This is a genomic window from Desertihabitans brevis (genome assembly GCF_003327535.1).
Classification (GTDB): domain Bacteria; phylum Actinomycetota; class Actinomycetes; order Propionibacteriales; family Propionibacteriaceae; genus Desertihabitans; species Desertihabitans brevis.
On record NZ_QOUI01000012.1, the window covers coordinates 111183 to 127287 of the forward strand.

Annotated in this window: 10 protein-coding genes; 5 read left to right on the forward strand and 5 right to left on the reverse strand. The window is 72.7% G+C overall.

Annotated features, from left to right (window positions below):
* Positions 1–160 precede the first annotated feature (160 nt).
* The 3 genes from DT076_RS17135 to DT076_RS17145 all read left to right on the forward strand — a co-directional run bounded on the left by DT076_RS17135 (position 161) and on the right by DT076_RS17145 (position 7942).
* A complete protein-coding gene (locus tag DT076_RS17135) occupies positions 161–6895 on the forward strand; it encodes a DUF7927 domain-containing protein (RefSeq protein ID WP_114127919.1) in 6735 nt (2244 codons plus the stop codon).
* Between the two features lie 106 nt (positions 6896–7001).
* Positions 7002–7568: a DinB family protein gene (locus tag DT076_RS17140; RefSeq protein WP_114127920.1), complete on the forward strand. Its 567-nt coding sequence runs from the start codon at positions 7002–7004 to the stop codon at positions 7566–7568.
* A gap of 14 nt (positions 7569–7582) precedes the next feature.
* Positions 7583–7942 carry a VOC family protein gene (locus tag DT076_RS17145; RefSeq protein ID WP_199539257.1) on the forward strand — a complete coding sequence of 120 codons (360 nt, stop codon included), beginning with the start codon at positions 7583–7585 and terminating at the stop codon, positions 7940–7942.
* On the opposite strand, the gene DT076_RS17150 is transcribed toward DT076_RS17145, so the two are convergent.
* The 5 genes from DT076_RS17150 to manA form a co-directional block, all read right to left on the reverse strand.
* Complete coding sequence (locus DT076_RS17150; protein WP_199539258.1) at positions 7896–8417, reverse strand: hypothetical protein; 522 nt, start codon at positions 8415–8417, stop codon at positions 7896–7898. The two genes, DT076_RS17145 and DT076_RS17150, sit on opposite strands and share 47 nt — an antisense overlap.
* Positions 8418–8458: 41 nt before the next feature.
* Positions 8459–11488 carry an alpha-mannosidase gene (locus tag DT076_RS17155; protein ID WP_114127922.1) on the reverse strand — a complete coding sequence of 1010 codons (3030 nt, stop codon included), beginning with the start codon at positions 11486–11488 and terminating at the stop codon, positions 8459–8461.
* Between the two features lie 73 nt (positions 11489–11561).
* A complete protein-coding gene (locus DT076_RS17160; RefSeq protein WP_114127923.1) occupies positions 11562–12764 on the reverse strand; it encodes an ROK family transcriptional regulator in 1203 nt (400 codons plus the stop codon).
* A gap of 166 nt (positions 12765–12930) precedes the next feature.
* Positions 12931–13887, reverse strand: coding sequence for an aldo/keto reductase (locus tag DT076_RS17165; protein WP_199539259.1), 957 nt, complete (start codon positions 13885–13887; stop codon positions 12931–12933).
* A gap of 44 nt (positions 13888–13931) precedes the next feature.
* Positions 13932–15098 carry a mannose-6-phosphate isomerase, class I gene (gene manA / locus DT076_RS17170; RefSeq protein WP_114127939.1) on the reverse strand — a complete coding sequence of 389 codons (1167 nt, stop codon included), beginning with the start codon at positions 15096–15098 and terminating at the stop codon, positions 13932–13934.
* 88 nt (positions 15099–15186) lie between these two features.
* On the opposite strand from manA, the gene DT076_RS17175 reads away from it, so the two are divergent.
* Positions 15187–15489 (forward strand): DUF3263 domain-containing protein, encoded by a 303-nt coding sequence (locus DT076_RS17175; RefSeq protein ID WP_199539260.1) that lies wholly within the window; start codon positions 15187–15189, stop codon positions 15487–15489.
* Positions 15490–15960 carry an AAA family ATPase gene (locus DT076_RS17180; RefSeq protein WP_114127925.1) on the forward strand — a complete coding sequence of 157 codons (471 nt, stop codon included), beginning with the start codon at positions 15490–15492 and terminating at the stop codon, positions 15958–15960.
* Positions 15961–16105 lie beyond the last annotated feature (145 nt).

Sequence of the window (16105 nt, forward strand, 5' to 3'; positions counted from 1 at the left end):
CCTGCGCCCGCGCACGCCGTCAGACCCACGGCATCGGCGGGGGCGGGACCGGTGGGCCAGTCAACTGATCACAGGAGCAGTCAATGGCCGAGCAGGGCGGGCCGGGCAACCGGCTGATTCGGACGGGCGGCAACGCCCAGGGCACACGGGAGGCCACCCGATGAGAACTGAGACCTCCACCGCGGTCCGTCGCCCGCTGGCGGGCACCCTCGCGGTCGCCATGCTCGGCGGTCTGCTGGCGGCGACGCCCTTCGTGGCGGCTCCCGAGGCCCAGGCGGTGCCGGGCCAGCCCGGTACCCCGAGTGCGCCGGTGGAGCTGTACGTCGAGGACTTCGAGAACCGCCCCGCGAACTCCAACGTCCTGCTGACCGACTACGTCGGTGAGGACGGCACGACCTACACCGGTAGCGACTACTGGGTGAACCGGGACGCCTGCAACGGCTTCATCATCAACCGGACGAGCCCGCGGCTGGCAGGTGACTGCAACGGCAACGGCGACGAGGCCGGCGGGGCGAGCAACTACGACAACCTGACGGCGGTCCCCTGGACGCTCGGCCAGGTCTCGGGCGCCGCGGACAACGACCTCAACGCCGCCGCGGCCTCCTACACCGCCGGGAGCACCGCCGACAACGAGGTGCAGTTCGCCACCGTCGACCCGCTGGAGCTGTCGGCGGCCAACCGCTTCGTGACCTTCTCCGTCGACGCGGGGGCGCAGAACTGCTTCGCCAGCCACCCTGAGCTGCGGTTCTACCTCGTGAACGCCGAGGGCGAGGAGATCCCGGTCTCCGACAGCGCCATCGACCCCTGCACCGACCCGCGCGCGACGGTCTACACCGCGCCCACCGCCGACGGCACGCCTTTCCAGGTCAGCGCCGGCCGGTTCGCGGCGGACTCCTCGGTCCTCGTGACGGGCGAGACCCTGGGCATCGTGCTGCGCAACGAGAACGGAAGCGGCAGCGGCAACGACGGTGCCTACGACAACATCCGCGTGCTGGACGTCTCCCCGCAGCTGGACAAGGAGTTCTCTCCGGCCACGGTGCGGGTTGGTGGCGTGTCGAGGCTGACGCTCACGGTCACCAACACCTCCGAGCTGGCGGCGAAGGACGGGTGGGCGTTCACCGACACCCTGCCGGCCAACCTCCGGGTCGCGGACGAGCCGAACCTCCTGAGCGACTGCACCGCGACCACCACGGTCAGCGACGACGGCAGCGCCATCGAGGTCACCGGCGGGCAGCTGGCGGCCGGTGAGGAGTCGTGCACCATCGGTGTCGACGTGACCTCCTCGACCGTCGGCAGCTACACGAACGATGCGGGCAACGTCGACGACCTGGTGGGGCTCAACCCGCCGGGGTCGACCACGGTGACCTTCGAGGACGTCCCTCCCGTGGCCTGCGCGCCCGGCGGGACCCTGGTGGAGGTGGACCTGATCCAGAACCCGAGCTTCGAGAGCCGGACCGGAGACTTCCAGAACATCGGTTCGGCGAGCACCATCGGCTACGCCACCGGCTGGTACGACAGCCACCCGACCGGTGGGCAGTACCACTACTTCTCACCGACCTTCGACTCCGGCCCCAACCCCGCGGCGATGCCGCTGCGGGCTGGATCGGACGGCTATGCGTTCATGGGTGGGCACTCCACGAGCACGGGCGGGGATGCCGGCGAGGGTGCGACCAACACCCTGCTCGCCCCGCTGGATCCGCTGTCCACCTACGTCGGCTACTACTCGATCGCTGCGGGCGGCTACAGCCGCGAGGGTGACGGCTACATGCAGTTCTTCGGTGTCAGCGACCCCGACGTCGGCAGCGTTCCGGCGGCGGGCGTGGTGGCTCCGACGCCGGCGAACTCCGAGCTGCTCTTCTCGACGCCGGTGGCAGAGTTCGGTGAGGGGTGGCAGCAGATCCCGTTCACGCTGAACGCCAGCCGGGCGTGGGACTACCTGCGGGTCGAGGTCCGCAACGCCGACCCGGCGGCGAACGCCACCGTGGCCGGTCAGGTGTGGATGAACTTCGACGACTTCCACCTGTTCGAGTGCCAGTTCGACGTGGACTTCGGTGACGCCCCCGCCTCCTACGGCACGCTTCTCGCGGATGACGGTGCCCGGCACAACATCGTGCCCGGGCTGTTCCTCGGCGAAGAGATCGACCAGGAGACCGACGGTCAGCCCAGTGCCTCTGCCGATGGCGATGGCGCAGATGAGGACGGTGTGGCTGGGGTCGATCTCGAGGACGGCGTCCCCACCACCGTGACGGTCTCCGCAACCAACACCACTGGGGAGCCGGCCACGCTCGCGGGCTGGATCGACCTCGACTCCGATGGCGTCTTCGACGTGGAGGAGCGGCAGCTGGTCACCGTTCCGGCCGGATCCGGAACTGCCGACTACACGTTGACGTTCCCGGCCGGGACGGTGTCGGGCGACACGATCGCCCGTTTCCGCCTCTTCGCCGGCGACGTCACCGACCCCAGCCCGACGGGTGCCTCCCTCGGGGGTGAGGTGGAGGACTACCCGGCGCTGGTGCGCTCGTTGGAGCTCGAGAAGACCTCCGACGCCACTGCGGACTCCCGTCCGGGTGACGTGGTCACCTACACCGTGACGGCGACGAACACCGGCACGGCCGACTACAGCACCGACGATCCGGCGGTCGTGTTCGACGACCTGTCCGGGGTGGTCGACGACGCCGCCTTCGACGGTGACGTGACGGCGACGATCGACGGTGCGGAGGTCGGGGAGACCGGCTACACCGAGCCGCTGGTCTCGTGGACGGGCGCACTGGCTGCCGGGGAGACCGTCACCATCACCTACGAGGTGACGCTGACCGGTGAGGGTGACCGGGTGGTGGAGAACGTGGCCTGGGTGCCGACCGACCCGACCGACCCGACGCCGGAGCCGCCGGTGTGCGAGGAGGGCGGGACCGACCCGGAGACGGGCGAGCCCTGCGCCACGACGTCGACCCTGCTGCCGCTGCTCACCATCGAGAAGGTGGCCGACACCGAGACCCTGCCCGTGGTGGGGGAGACGGTGACCTACACGGTGACGGCGACCAACGAGGGTCCGGGCGCGTTCACCGACGCGGCTCCGGCCTCCGTGGTGGACGACCTCACCGACGTCCTCGACGACGCCACGCTGGACCCGGAGTCGCTGGAGGCCTCGACCGGTGCGCAGCCGGTGTTCGCCGACGACCGGCTGTACTGGACGGGTGCGCTGGCCGCGGACGAGTCGGTGGTGATCACCTACGAGGTGACCTACACCGCCGAGGGTGACGCCTCGCTGGTGAACGTGGCCTTCGGGCCGCAGACCCCGCCGGACCCACAGGGTCCGCCGCCGGTCACCCCGGTGTGCGAGGACGGTGGCGTCGACCCGGTCACGGGCCTGCCCTGCGACACGGTGTCGGTGCCGGGTGGACGTCTGGTCGTCACCAAGGACGTCACGCCGGCCGACGGCTCCAGCGTGGTCGCCGGTCAGGAGCTGACCTACACGATCACCTTCGACAGCACCGGGACGGCCCCGGCGGCGGTCGAGGGCTGGCGCGACCACCTGGTGGGTGTGCTGGACGACGCCGAGATCACCTCGGCGCCGACCGCCTCGGACGAGGCGCTGACGGTCTCGGAGATCACCGACGGAGAGTTCACCGTCGACGGCACGGTCCCCGACGGCGAGGCGTTCACGGTGACCTACACCGTGACCGTCCTGCCCGACGACGAACGTGGTGACGACGTGCTGGCCAACTTCGTCCTCACCGACGGCGAGGTGCCGCCGGAGCCGGGCACCGTCTGCGAAGCCGATGACCCGCTGTGCACCACCAACGCGGTGGCCGAGCTGGAGATCGACAAGACCTCCGACCTCACCGCCGGCTCCCGCCCCGGTGATGTCATCACCTACACGGTGGAGGCGACCAACGTCGGTGCGGGTGACTACACCGACGCCGCCCCGGCCGTGGTGTTCGACGACCTGTCCGGCGTCCTCGACGACGCCGCGCTGGACGCCGACAGCCTGACCGCCACCATCGACGGCGCCCCGGCCGGGACCACGGACGTGGCCGAGCCGCTGCTGTCGTGGACCGGGCCGCTGGCCGCGGGCCAGACGGTGACGATCAGCTACAGCGTCACCCTGACCGGTGACGGTGACCGGGTGGTCAGCAACGTGGCCTGGCAGCCGGAGGACCCGACCGACCCGGAGCCCCCGGTGTGCGAGGACGGCGGGGTCGACCCCGAGACCGGTGAGAAGTGCGACACCACCAGCGGTGAGCTGCCGTACCTGACCATCGAGAAGACGGCTGACACCGTCACCCTGCCCGCGGTGGGCGAGACCGTCACCTACACCGTGACGGCGACCAACGAGGGACCGGGTGTGTTCACCGAGGCGGCTCCGGCCTCCGTGGTGGACGACCTCACCCGGGTGCTCGACGACGCCACGCTCGACGTGGAGTCGGTGCAGGCCTCGACCGGTGCGCAGCCGGTGTTCGCCGACGACCGGCTGTACTGGACGGGTGCCCTGGCCGCGGACGAGTCGGTGGTGATCACCTACGAGGTGACCTACACCGCCGAGGGTGACGCCTCGCTGGTGAACGTGGCCTTCGGGCCGCAGACCCCGCCCGACCCGCAGGGTCCGCCGCCGGTCACCCCGGTGTGCGACCCGGCGGACGAGGACGGGCGCGACCCGGTCACGGGTGAGCCCTGCGGTCTGGTGTCGGTGCCGGGTGGTCGTCTGGTGGTGACCAAGGACGTCTCGCCCGCCGACGGGAGCACGGTCGTGGCCGGCACCGAGCTGACCTACACCCTCACCTTCGACAGCACCGGCACGGCCCCGGCCTCGGTCGACGGCTACCGCGACTCCCTGGTGGGGGTGCTGGACGACGCCGAGATCACCGACGGCCCGACGTCCTCCGACGCGGCGCTGACGGTCTCGGAGGTCGTCGACGGTGCGTTCTCCGTCGAGGGCGAGGTGCCGAACGGTGAGGCGTTCACGGTGAGCTACACCGTGACCGTGCTGCCCGACGGTGAGCGGGGTGACAACACCCTGGCCAACTTCGTCCTGGAGCCGGGTGAGGTCCCGCCGCCGATCGACACGGTCTGCGAGCCCGACGACCCGCAGTGCACCACCACCTACGTCTCCGAGGTCGTCGACGCCAAGTCGGCCGATCCCGAGGACGGCAGCACGGTGGTCCCCGGTGAGGAGGTCACCTACACGCTGACCTTCAGCAACAACGGGACCGGCGCGGGCAGCGTCGAGCGGGTCGACGACCTGACCCACGTGCTGGACGACGCCGACCTCACCACCGCCCCGGTGGCCTCCGACCCGGCGCTGTCGGTCTCCGCCGTCGAGGACGACCGGTTCACCGTCACCGGTGAGCTGGCAGCCGGGCAGACCGTCACGGTCAGCTACACGGTGACCGTGCGGGAGGCCGAGGCGATGGGTGACGCCACCCTGGCCAACTTCGTGCTGGACCCGGAGGAGGAGACTCCCGAGGAGCCGGTCTGCGCCGACGGTGACGAGGACTGCACCAGCCACACCGCCCCGAAGGTGCTCGACATCAAGTCGGCCGATCCCGAGGACGGCAGCACGGTGACCTCCGGCGAGGAGATCACCTACAGCCTCACCTTCACCAACGAGGGCACCGCCGCCGGTGCGGTGGACCGGGTCGACGACCTGACCCACCTGCTCGACGACGCCGAGGTCACCTCGGGTCCGGAGGTCTCCGACGAGGCACTGGAGGTCTCGGCGATCACCGACGGCCGGTTCTCGATCACCGGTGAGCTCGCGCCCGACCAGACGGTGACCGTCTCCTACACGGTGACGGTGCGTGCGGCCGAGGCGATGGGTGATGCGGTGCTGGCCAACTTCGTGCTGGACCCGCAGGAGGAGACTCCTGAGGAGCCGGCCTGCGCCGACGGCGACGAGGACTGCACGTCCCACCTCGCTCCTGCGGTCGTCGACTCCAAGTCGGTCGATCCCGAGAGCGGCAGCGCGGTCCAGCCGGGCGCCGAGCTCACCTACACGCTGACCTTCAGCAACGGGGGCAGCGCCAGCGGTGACGTGGACCGGGTCGACGACCTGACCCACGTGCTGGACGACGCCGAGCTGGTCGACGGACCGGAGGCCTCCGACGAGGCCCTCGAGGTCGGCGACGTCGAGGGCGACCGGTTCACCATCAGCGGTGAGCTGGCGGCCGGTCAGACGGTGACCGTCACCTACACGGTGCGGGTGGCCGCCGAGGACGACCTGGGCGATGCGGTCGTGGCGAACTTCCTGCTCGACCCCGAGCAGGAGCCGCTGGCCGAGCCGGTCTGCACCGACGGTGCGGACTGCACGCTCAACCCGGTGAGCGACATCGTGGCGGCGAAGTCGGCCGACCCGGAGTCGGGCACCACGGTCGAGGACGGGCAGCAGATCACCTACACGCTCTCGTTCGAGAACGCGGGTGAGGGCGCCGGTGCGGTCGACCACGTCGACCACATGGCCGGCGTGCTGGACGACGCCGACCTGGTCGGGGCGCCGGTGGCCTCCGACGGCCTGGCCGTGGTCCAGGAGGGTGAGCAGCTGCTCATCACCGGCGAGCTCGCCGGTGGGGCGAGCGCGACGGTGACCTACACCGTCGAGGTCCGCGGCTGGGAGGACCAGGGTGACCACGCCCTGGAGAACTTCCTGACCGTGGCCGGGCAGGAGCCGGCGGAGGAGTGCGAGCTGGACAGCACCCTGTGTGTGCTGAACAGCACGCTCGAGCCGCCGGCCGACCCGACCGACCCGCCGGCCCCGGCTGACCCGGCCGACCCGGCTGACCCGGCTCGTCCGCCGCTGGCGGACACCGGTGCGGGCTCGGTGCTGCCGCTACTGCTCGGGCTCGGCCTGGCCCTCAGCGGGGCCGGGGTGCTCATCCGCCGCCGGCGCAGCCAGGGCTGACCCGGCAGGGAGCCACAGCCGGACGTCCCCTCGACCCCCGGGTCGGGGGGACGTCCGCGTCTGCGGGACCTACCGTCGTGTCGGTGCCGCCTGCCAGGCTGGTCCCATGGCCGTGAACTGGCAGGAGCAGGTGCTGGAGCAGCTCGAGTGGCACTGGCACGGGCAGGCCCGTCCCCGCCTCGACGGGCTCACCGACGAGGAGTACCGCTGGGAGCCGGTCGCCGGCGGCTGGAACATCCGCCCCCGCACCGAGCACACCCCGCCGGACGCGCCGGGGACGGGGGAGTGGACCATCGACTTCGCCTACCCCGAGCCGCAGCCCGCACCGGTGACGACGATCGCCTGGCGGCTGGCCCACGTGGTGGTGGGCGTGCTCGGGATGCGCGCCCAGAACCACTTCGGCGCCACCTTCGACTGGGGCCCGGCCGACTACGCCGCCTGGCGCTACGCCGGCACGGCCGGGGAGGCGCTGGCCCAGCTGGACGCCGCCCATGACGCCTGGGTCGCCGGCGTCCGGGCCCTCAGCGAGGACGAGCTGGCCCGCCCGGTCGGCGACAAGGAGCCCGGGCACGAGGAGGGGCTGATGGCCGAGCTGGTGCTGCACATCCACCGCGAGGTCATCCACCACCTCGCCGAGGTCGCCCTGCTGCGCGACCTCCACGCCCACCGCTGACCAGGAGGAGACCCGTGCCGCAGATCCACCACACCATCGACTACATCGAGATCCCCGCCCGCGACCTCAAGGCCGCCACCGCCTTCTACGGCGCCGCCTTCGGCTGGACGTTCAACGACTACGGCCCCGCCTACGCCGGCATCCGCACCGCCGACGGCGAGGGTGAGGTCGGCGGCATCAACGCCACCGAGGACACGGCCGGGCCCGGCGGACCGTTGGTGCTGCTCTACTCCGACGACCTCGAGGCCACCGCAGAGGCGGTGGTCGCCGCTGGGGGCGCCGTGGTGCGCGGCCCCTACCCCTTCCCCGGCGGGCGCCGGCTCCACTTCACCGACCCGAGCGGGAACGAGCTCGGGGTCTGGTCGGAGCGCTGAGCCGGCGACCGCCCACCGGCCCGCCGCCGAACAGCGGGCGGAGCGGGCGCTCGGGGTAGCCGCCGGTGACGAGCCCGGCGTCGCGCTCGAAGACGTTGGCCGACCCCCGATCGCCGGTGCGCAGCCACGACCACGCCATCGCCGCGCCGTAGACGGCGAGGAACGGCAGCCCGAGGCAGACGAACCACTGCCAGCTGTGCCGCTCCTCGTGGCCCAGTAATGAGGCGGGGACGCGGTCCCACGGGCCTCGGCTGATCAGCACGTCGCCGACGGTGAACGCCGGCGCCACCGGGAACGGCGGCCGGTAGCCCTCGGCCAGCCAGAGCCGGCGCGGCCCGCGACGGACGCGGCAGCCGCCGACCCGGCTGATCAGCAGCCCCAGCGGCGTGGACAGGTTCATCCAGTTGCCGAGTGCGCGCACGGCGTACCTGGCGGGAGGACGACGACGGGGCGCCCCGGCTGCGGTGGTGGTCACCACCGCATCGAAGCGCCCCGTCGCGGGCGACGTCCAGACCGTCAGCGGGTGAAGCGCAGCGTGACCAGCTGGAACGGACGCAGGCTCAGCTCGGCCCGGCCGTCCACCAGCTCACCGCAGGGCACCGCCCCGTAGCCGTCGGCGCGCTCGAGCAGGTCGACCACCTGCACGCCCGAGGCGCCGTCGGTCAGCTCGACGGTGCCGGTGGCCCGGCGTCCCTCGGACTCGTAGAGCCGCACGACGACATCACCGCTGCGGTCCTCGGCCAGCTTGACCGACTCGACCACCACCTGCGGGTTCGACACCGTGACCAGCGGCGCCACCGGGGCGCCACCGGTGATCCGCCGCGGCCGCAGGTTGGTCCGGTAGCCCTCCTCGACCGCGTCCGGCACCAGCGCCCCGGGACGGATGGTGACGGCCAGCTCGTGGCGGCCCTGGTCGGCCTCGGGGTCGGGGTAGAGGGGTGCCCGCACCAGCGACAGCCGCACCGTGGTGGTGGTGCCGCCGTCGGCGCGGGTGCTGCGGCGGATGTCGTGGCCGTAGGTGGAGTCGTTGCTCACCACCACGCCGTAGTCGGGCTCGCCGACGTGCACCCAGCGGTGCGCGACGGTCTCGAAGCGGGCCGCCTCCCACGAGGTGTTGGTGTGGGTGGGGCGCAGCACGTGCCCGAACTGGATCTCCGAGGCCGCCCGGTCGGCGTGCACGTCGGTCGGCACGGCCAGCTTGAGCAGCTTCTGCCGCTCGTGCCAGTCCAGCTCGTGCTCGATCCGCAGGCTCACCGCACCCCGTTCCAGCACGTAGCGCTGGACGATGGTGGACGCCGCGGTCGAGCGGGTCACCGTCACCTCGGCTCGGTCCTCGGTGCCGCCGACCTCGAGGGAGTCGACGTCGGTGAGGTCGGTGACCTGGCGGCGGTAGTACTCGTCGATGTCCCAGGCGTCCCAGGCGACCGGCTCGTCGCGGTGCAGCTGCAGCAGCCCGGCCGCGCCACCCGCGGCGATGCTTTCCCGGCCGCTGGCGGTGTCGACCAGCGAGGTGACCAGACCGCGGCCGTCGACCCGGACGCGGAGCAGCCCGTTGTCGAGCACCACGTCGGCGCCGTCGCGCTCGACCGAGACCGCCTCGCCCGCCACCTGCGGGGCACCGAGCCCGAGGGCGGGGACGCCGTCGCGGGCGTGCGGGGCGGCGTTGGCCAGCAGCACCTGCTCACCCTCACCGGCCAGCGCGGTCAGGGCCGCGTCGATGATCGCCTGCGCGCCCCGGGTGATCCGGGCGTGGTTGTGCTCGGCGTCGGTGTGCACCCAGGCGATCGAGCTGCCCGGCAGGATGTCGTGGAACTGGTGCAGCAGCAGCAGCTGCCACAGCTCGGTCAGCTCCTCGTAGGGGTAGTCGGCCACCCCGCGGACGGCCGCGGTGGCCGCCCACAGCTCGGCCTCACGGAGCAGGTGCTCGTTGCGCCGGTTGCCCTGCTTGGTGCGCAGCTGGCTGGTGTAGGTGCCGCGGTGCAGCTCCAGGTACATCTCACCGGACCAGACCGGGGCCTGGGCGCCGTACTCCTCCTCGGCGGCGGTGAAGAACGCGCGCGGGGAGGCGATCTCGACCTGCGCCGAGCCCTCCAGGGAGGCGGTGCGGTGCGCCGCGGCCACCATCTCGCGGGTGGGGCCGCCGCCGCCGTCGCCGTGCCCGAACGGCATCAGCGACCGGGTGCCCCGGCCCTTCTCGCGGTACTGGCGGGCCGCGCGGTGCAGCTCCTCACCCGAGATCCGCGCGTTGTAGGTGTCGGCCGGCGGGAAGTGGGTGAACACCCGCGACCCGTCGATGCCCTCCCACCAGAAGGTGTGGTGGGGGAAGGTGTTGGTCTGGTTCCACGAGATCTTCTGGGTGAGGAACCACTTCGAGGACGAGGCCGCGACGATCTGCGGCAGCGCGGCGGAGTAGCCGAAGGAGTCGGGCAGCCAGACCTCCTCGGTCTCCACGCCGAAGCGGTCGAGGAAGAACTGCTTGCCGGCCACGAACTGGCGGGCCATCGCCTCACCGCCGGGCATGTTGGTGTCGGACTCGACCCACATGCCGCCGACCGGGACGAACTGCCCGCGCTGCACCAGGTCGCGGATCCGCTCGAACAGCTCGGGGTAGTCCCGCTCGATCCAGGCCAGCTGCTGCGCGGAGGAGCAGGCGAAGACGAAGTCGGGGTCGGCGTCGGCCAGGTCGGCGACGTTGCTGAAGGTGCGGGCGCACTTGCGCACCGTCTCGCGCAGCGGCCACAGCCAGGCGGAGTCGATGTGGGCGTGGCCGACGGCGGTCACCTGGTGGGCGCTCGGCACCGCGGGGGAGGCCAGCACCGGGGCCAGCGCGGCCCGGCCGGCGGCGGCCGTCCCGGCGACGTCGGAGGGGTCGACGGCGTCGACCATCTCCTGCAGCGCGTGCAGGATGGCGTGGCGGCGGGCGTCCTCGACCGAGAGCGTGTGCATCAGCCCGTTGAGGGTCCAGATGTCACGCTCGAGCTCCCACACGCCGACGTCGAGCAGCACGACGTCGAAGGCGCGCAGCGTGTACAGCGGGCCCGGACCGGCGGTCGCCTTGTCACCCATCGGGGTGGGCTTGAAGCCGCGGATGCCGAAGTCGGGGTTGGAGGCGGCCTCCAGGTAGAGGTCGACCCGGCCGTCGTCGGGCACCGGCAGCCAGTAGTTGTCGGGCGCGACGCCCTTGATGATGGTGCCGTCGGGGCGCCAGGCCAGACCCTCGGCGTTGAATCCGGGGCCACCGACGAAGCCGAGGTCGACCCAGACCTCCGCGCGGGTGCCCTCGGGCAGGGCGCCGCCGTCCGACCACTCGCCGGGGACGGCGCCGGTGGCGTGCATCCACACCGTGCCCCACGGCTTGCCCCACTGGTCGCCGACCGCGAGCGGGGTGAAGGTCTGGCCCACGGCCTCGGCGAAGGGCACGGGCTCGTCCTCCACCTCCCACGACTCCAGCGTCAGCGGGGTGCGCGCCCGCACCAGTGCGGGGGTCAGGTGGTCGTCGACGAAGCGCTTGACGCGCCCCTCGAGCAGGATCCGGTGGTCGTGCACGGAGAGCTCCTGGGATGTCCGGGACAGGGAACCCTGCGAGGCTAACCCAACTGAATGGAGTAAAGGAAGACCTTCACTCCATCAGCAGCCCGGACGCCCGCGGAGCCAGGAAGTGCTCCAGCACGAGGGCGGCCGCACCCTGGGCGGCGCCGTCGGCGGCGAGCCGGCTGCCGCGCACCTGCACCTGCTGGTGCGCCACCATCAGCCGCGGCAGCGTCGCGGCCAGCACGGGCAGCTGGTGCCGCTCCAGCGGCGGCCACGCCGGCCCGCCGACCACCACGGTGTCGAGGTCGAGGAAGTTGAGCAGGGTGGCCGCGCCGACGCTGAGGTCGGTGGCGGCGGTGCGCAGCAGCCGGACGGCCCGCCGGTCGCCGGTGTCGGCCAGCCGGCAGAGCTCGGCGAAGGCCGCCGGGACCTCGGACTCGCCGCGGGGGTCCAGCAGGCCGGCCGCGCGGGCCCGTCGCACCAGCGGTCCGGGCATCACGGTGGAGTGCAGCTTGCCGTGCTGGCGCGGGTCGCCGCTGGTGGGCCGGCGGGTGGTGAGGATCTCGCCGACCTCGCCGGCGTTGTTGGTCCGGCCCCGGTGCACGGCCCCGTTGACCACCGCGCCGGCCGCGATCCCCGAACCCAGGTAGAGGTAGAGGAAATCCCCGCGGGTGCCCTCGGGGCTCCAGTGCTCACCGGTGACGGCGGCCGTGACGTCCTTGTCGAGCAGCACCGGCCAGCCGGTGGCCCGGTGCAGGTCGGTGCGCAGCGCCACGTCCTGCCAGCCCGGCAGCTGTGGAGGGCGGTGCAGGCGTCCGCCGTCGGCGTCGATCGGCCCGGGGGCGGCGACGCCGAGCCCGAGCACCGAGCCCGGCTCCACGTCGGCCACCGCCTCGGTCGCCAGGGTGGCGATCTGGCGCACCACCGCCTCGGGGTCCGGGACGTCGGGGGTCGGGTCGGTCAGCCGCGCCCGGACCCGTCCGGAGAGGTCGAGGGAGAGCACGGTGAGCTGGGCCGGGTCGATGTGCACGCCGACCGCGTGCCAGCGCTCGGGACGGATCTGCAGCAGCGTCCGCGGTTTGCCCCGCCCGGCGGTGATCCGCCTGCCCTCGCCGACCACGGCGTCGTCGAGCAGGCGCCGGGTGATGTTGCTGATGGTCTGGCCGGTGAGCCCGGTCAGCTGGCCGAGCTCGACCCGGCTGATCCCCTCGGGGTGGCGACGGATGGCGTCCAGCACCGCCCGCTGGTTGAAGTCGCCCAGCCGCGGCAGGTTCGTCCCCCTGGTGGCCACCTCGCTCCTCCCGCAGGCTGCTCCCGTTCCCTCCGACGAGGTCGTGGCAGCACCCTAGTGTCACGTCCCGTCGCCAACTTCAGTCAAACAGAGTGAGGAAACCTCACCGACAGCCGACGATGGCTGGCGGGGCACCGCGGGTCTGTCGTCCGCTGACCCGGGGCGCTCAACTGGTGATCTCGTCCAACTCGTCGAGGTCGTCGGCGGTCGGCTGCCAGCGCATCGCGGCGGCGTTGGTGCGGACCTGCTCGGCGGAGGTGGCGCCGGAGATCACCGAGGCCACGCACGGCTGGGCGGCCAGGCCGGCGATGGCGACGTCGAGGACGCTGAGGTCGCGGGCCCGGGCGTAGGCCTCGACGGCCTCGATGCGGTCCCAGTCGGCGTCGGCGAGCCACTGGGCGCGCTCGGGCTCGGCGGCGGCGCGGGAGCCCTCGGGGGCGTCCTGGCCGCGGCGGTACTTGCCGGTGAGCAGGCCGTACTCGAGCGGGAAGTAGGGGAGGATGCCCAGGCCGTAGCGCTCGGCGGCCGGGGCGACCTCGGCCTCGATCGAGCGGTCGAGCAGGGAGTAGCGGTTCTGCACCGAGACGAACCGGCTCAGCCCGGAGCTGCGGGCGGTCCAGTCGGCGTCGGCGATCTGCCAGCCGGCGACGTTCGAGCAGCCGAGGTAGCCGACCTTGCCCTCGTGCACGAGGTCGGTCAGCACCTCCAGCGTCTCCTCCATCGGGGTGAGGTCGTCGGGGGCGTGCAGCTGGTAGAGGTCGATGTGGTCGGTCTGCAGCCGGCGCAGGCTCGCCTCGACGGCGCGGCGGACGTAGCGGCGCGATCCGCGGACGCCGAAGTCCTCGCCGTTGGCCCCGCGCATGTCCATGCCGAACTTGGTGGCCAGCACGAAGTCGTCGCGGCGGCCCTGGAGGGCGTGGCCGAGCAGCTCCTCGCTGCCGCCGGGCGGGTTGCCGTAGACGTCGGCGGTGTCGAGCAGGGTGACGCCGACGTCGGTGGCGGCGTCGAGGATGCCGCGGACGCCCTCGAGGTCGACCCGGCGGCTGAAGGCGTTGCAGCCGATCCCGACCGCGCTGACCATCAGACCGGAGTCGCCCAGGGGGCGGTAGACCATCTCGCTCATGGTCGCCGACGCTACCGGCGCGCCGCCTCCTCCTCCGACGGGGGTCAGCGCACGCCGGGGCCGGCGACGAAGGCCGTCCCGCCGCCGTGGGCGGAGACCGTCTCGCCCGCCGGCAGGAACGCCGCCTGCCCACGGTGGAGGGTGATCGCGGTGGCCCCGCTCTGCAGCTGCACCCGCCCGGAGGTGGCGAGCACGATGCGGCCGGTGGTGGAGGCCGGCACGGTGGTCGGGGTGTCGGAGCAGTCCACCCGCCACAGCGTGAACTCCGGGGCGGGGGTGTCGAAGCGGAACCGGCCCTCGCCCTCGTCGACCAGTGGCACCGGCTGGGGGGTGATCGAGGAGAAGTCGAGGACCGCCCCGAGCTCGGCGACGTCGACGTGCTTGGGCGTCAGCCCACCCCGTAGCACGTTGTCGGAGTTGGCCATCACCTCGACCCCGAGGCCGCTGAGGTAGGCGTGCAGGTTGCCCGCGCCGAGGAAGAGCGCCTCGCCCGGCTGCAGACGCACCCGGTTCATCAGCAGCGCCACCAGCACGCCGGGGTCGCCGGGGTAGAAGCGGGCGATCTCGACGGCGGTGCGGCACAGGTCGCCGACCGCACCCTCCTCCTCGGCGCGCCGCCCGGCCGCCTCGGTGACCAGGCCCGCGACCCCGCGCCAGCGCTCGTCGTCGAGCAGGTCCAGCAGCACGGCCCGCAACCCGTCCGGCGTGCCGAGCGCGTCGACCAGCGGGTCGAGCGCCTCCACCTCCAGCTCCCGCCACAGCGCGGCGGTCCGGGCCGGGTCGGCGAACCCGCACAGGGCGTCGAACTCGGTGAGCGCGACGATCATCTCCGGCTTGGGCCAGTCGTCCTTGTAGTTGCGGTCGGGGGCGTCGCGGGCGGGGCCCTCGGCCTCCTCGCGTGCCCAGCCCCGCTCGGCCTGCTCGCGGGTCGGGTGGGCCTGCAGTGACAGCGGCTCGGCCGCGGCGAGCAGCTTGAGCAGGTAGGGCAGCCGTCGCCCGAACCGCTCCACCGACGCCGCCCCGACCACCGCCGGGTCGCGCTCCACCCGCTCGTCGAGGCCCTCCGACTCCAGCCGGGCGGGCGCGCTGGGGTGTGCGCCCAGCCACAGCTCGGCGTGCGGACGTCCGTCCGGCTCGGTGCCGAGCAGCTCGGGGATCAGGGTGGGCGAGCCCCAGGCGTAGTGCTGCACCGGGCCGGTGAGTCGCTGCATGGGACCCATCCAAACCCACCACGCCCCGGTTGGCGAGCCAGGTCGGCGGTGAATGACACGACTGTCATTACGACCTAGGATGTGCCTCATGCCGCAGACCGAGAACGCCGAGCCCACCAGTGGCGCCGAGCTCAGTGAGCGGGACGCCCGGATCCTCGACTTCGAGCGTCAGTGGTGGAAGTACGCCGGGGCCAAGAACGACGGCATCCGCGAGCAGTTCTCGATGTCGGCCACCCGGTACTACCAGGTGCTGAACTCCATCATCGACAAGCCCGAGGCGCTGGCCCACGACCCGCTGCTGGTCAAGCGGTTGCAGCGGCTACGTGCGGAACGGATGCGGGCCCGGTCGGCCCGCCGCCTCGAGCAGCACCACACGCCCGACCACGCCTGAATGGGCGCCGGCGGCTACGTCCTGGGAGCCCCCGGCTCTGGCAAGACCGCCGTGGCCGCCACACTGCGTGCTCTGCTGCCCACCTGGGTGGTGCTCGACTGGGACGCGTTCATGGACCCTGCCGGCGCATTGGCCGGTGCCGCCATCCGTGAGACGCCCAGCACCTGGTCCGCCTACGGGGAGCTCGTTCGCGCCGCGTTCGACCAGCTCGCGCCGCACCCCGTGCTGCTGCTCGGCGTCGTGACCCCCGACGAGCTCGCCGGCTGGCCGTCCGGCCGCTGGGTGGTGCTCGACTGCACCGACGAGGAGCGCCTCCGCCGGCTGCGGACCCGCGGAGACAGCGAGGACTCGGTGATCCAGGCCGTCGCTGATGCGGCGGAGTACCGGGGTCTCGGCCTGCCCGTGGTCGACAGCACCACCCGGACACCAGCCGAGACCGCCCGGGCCCTGGTCGAGCTCCTGACCTCCTGACGCCGTTCACGACCGCTCCGCCTTCTCGACGCCGGACGGTCGGGGGCGGGCGGCGTCCCACAGCCGGCGGGCGTCGGGGCCGCGTCCGAGGGCGGTGGTGCCGGTGTTGGTGACGAGGTAGTGGTGTCCGGTGGGGGTGCGCCAG

Coding starts and splice junctions, on each gene's coding strand:
- DT076_RS17140 (WP_114127920.1), top strand. CDS start 7,002: ATGGCCGTGAACTGGCAGGAGCAGGTGCTGGAGCAGCTCGAGTGGCAC.
- manA (WP_114127939.1), bottom strand. CDS start 15,098: ATGCAGCGACTCACCGGCCCGGTGCAGCACTACGCCTGGGGCTCGCCC.
- DT076_RS17175 (WP_199539260.1), top strand. CDS start 15,187: ATGCCGCAGACCGAGAACGCCGAGCCCACCAGTGGCGCCGAGCTCAGT.
- DT076_RS17165 (WP_199539259.1), bottom strand. CDS start 13,887: ATGAGCGAGATGGTCTACCGCCCCCTGGGCGACTCCGGTCTGATGGTC.
- DT076_RS17135 (WP_114127919.1), top strand. CDS start 161: ATGAGAACTGAGACCTCCACCGCGGTCCGTCGCCCGCTGGCGGGCACC.
- DT076_RS17180 (WP_114127925.1), top strand. CDS start 15,490: ATGGGCGCCGGCGGCTACGTCCTGGGAGCCCCCGGCTCTGGCAAGACC.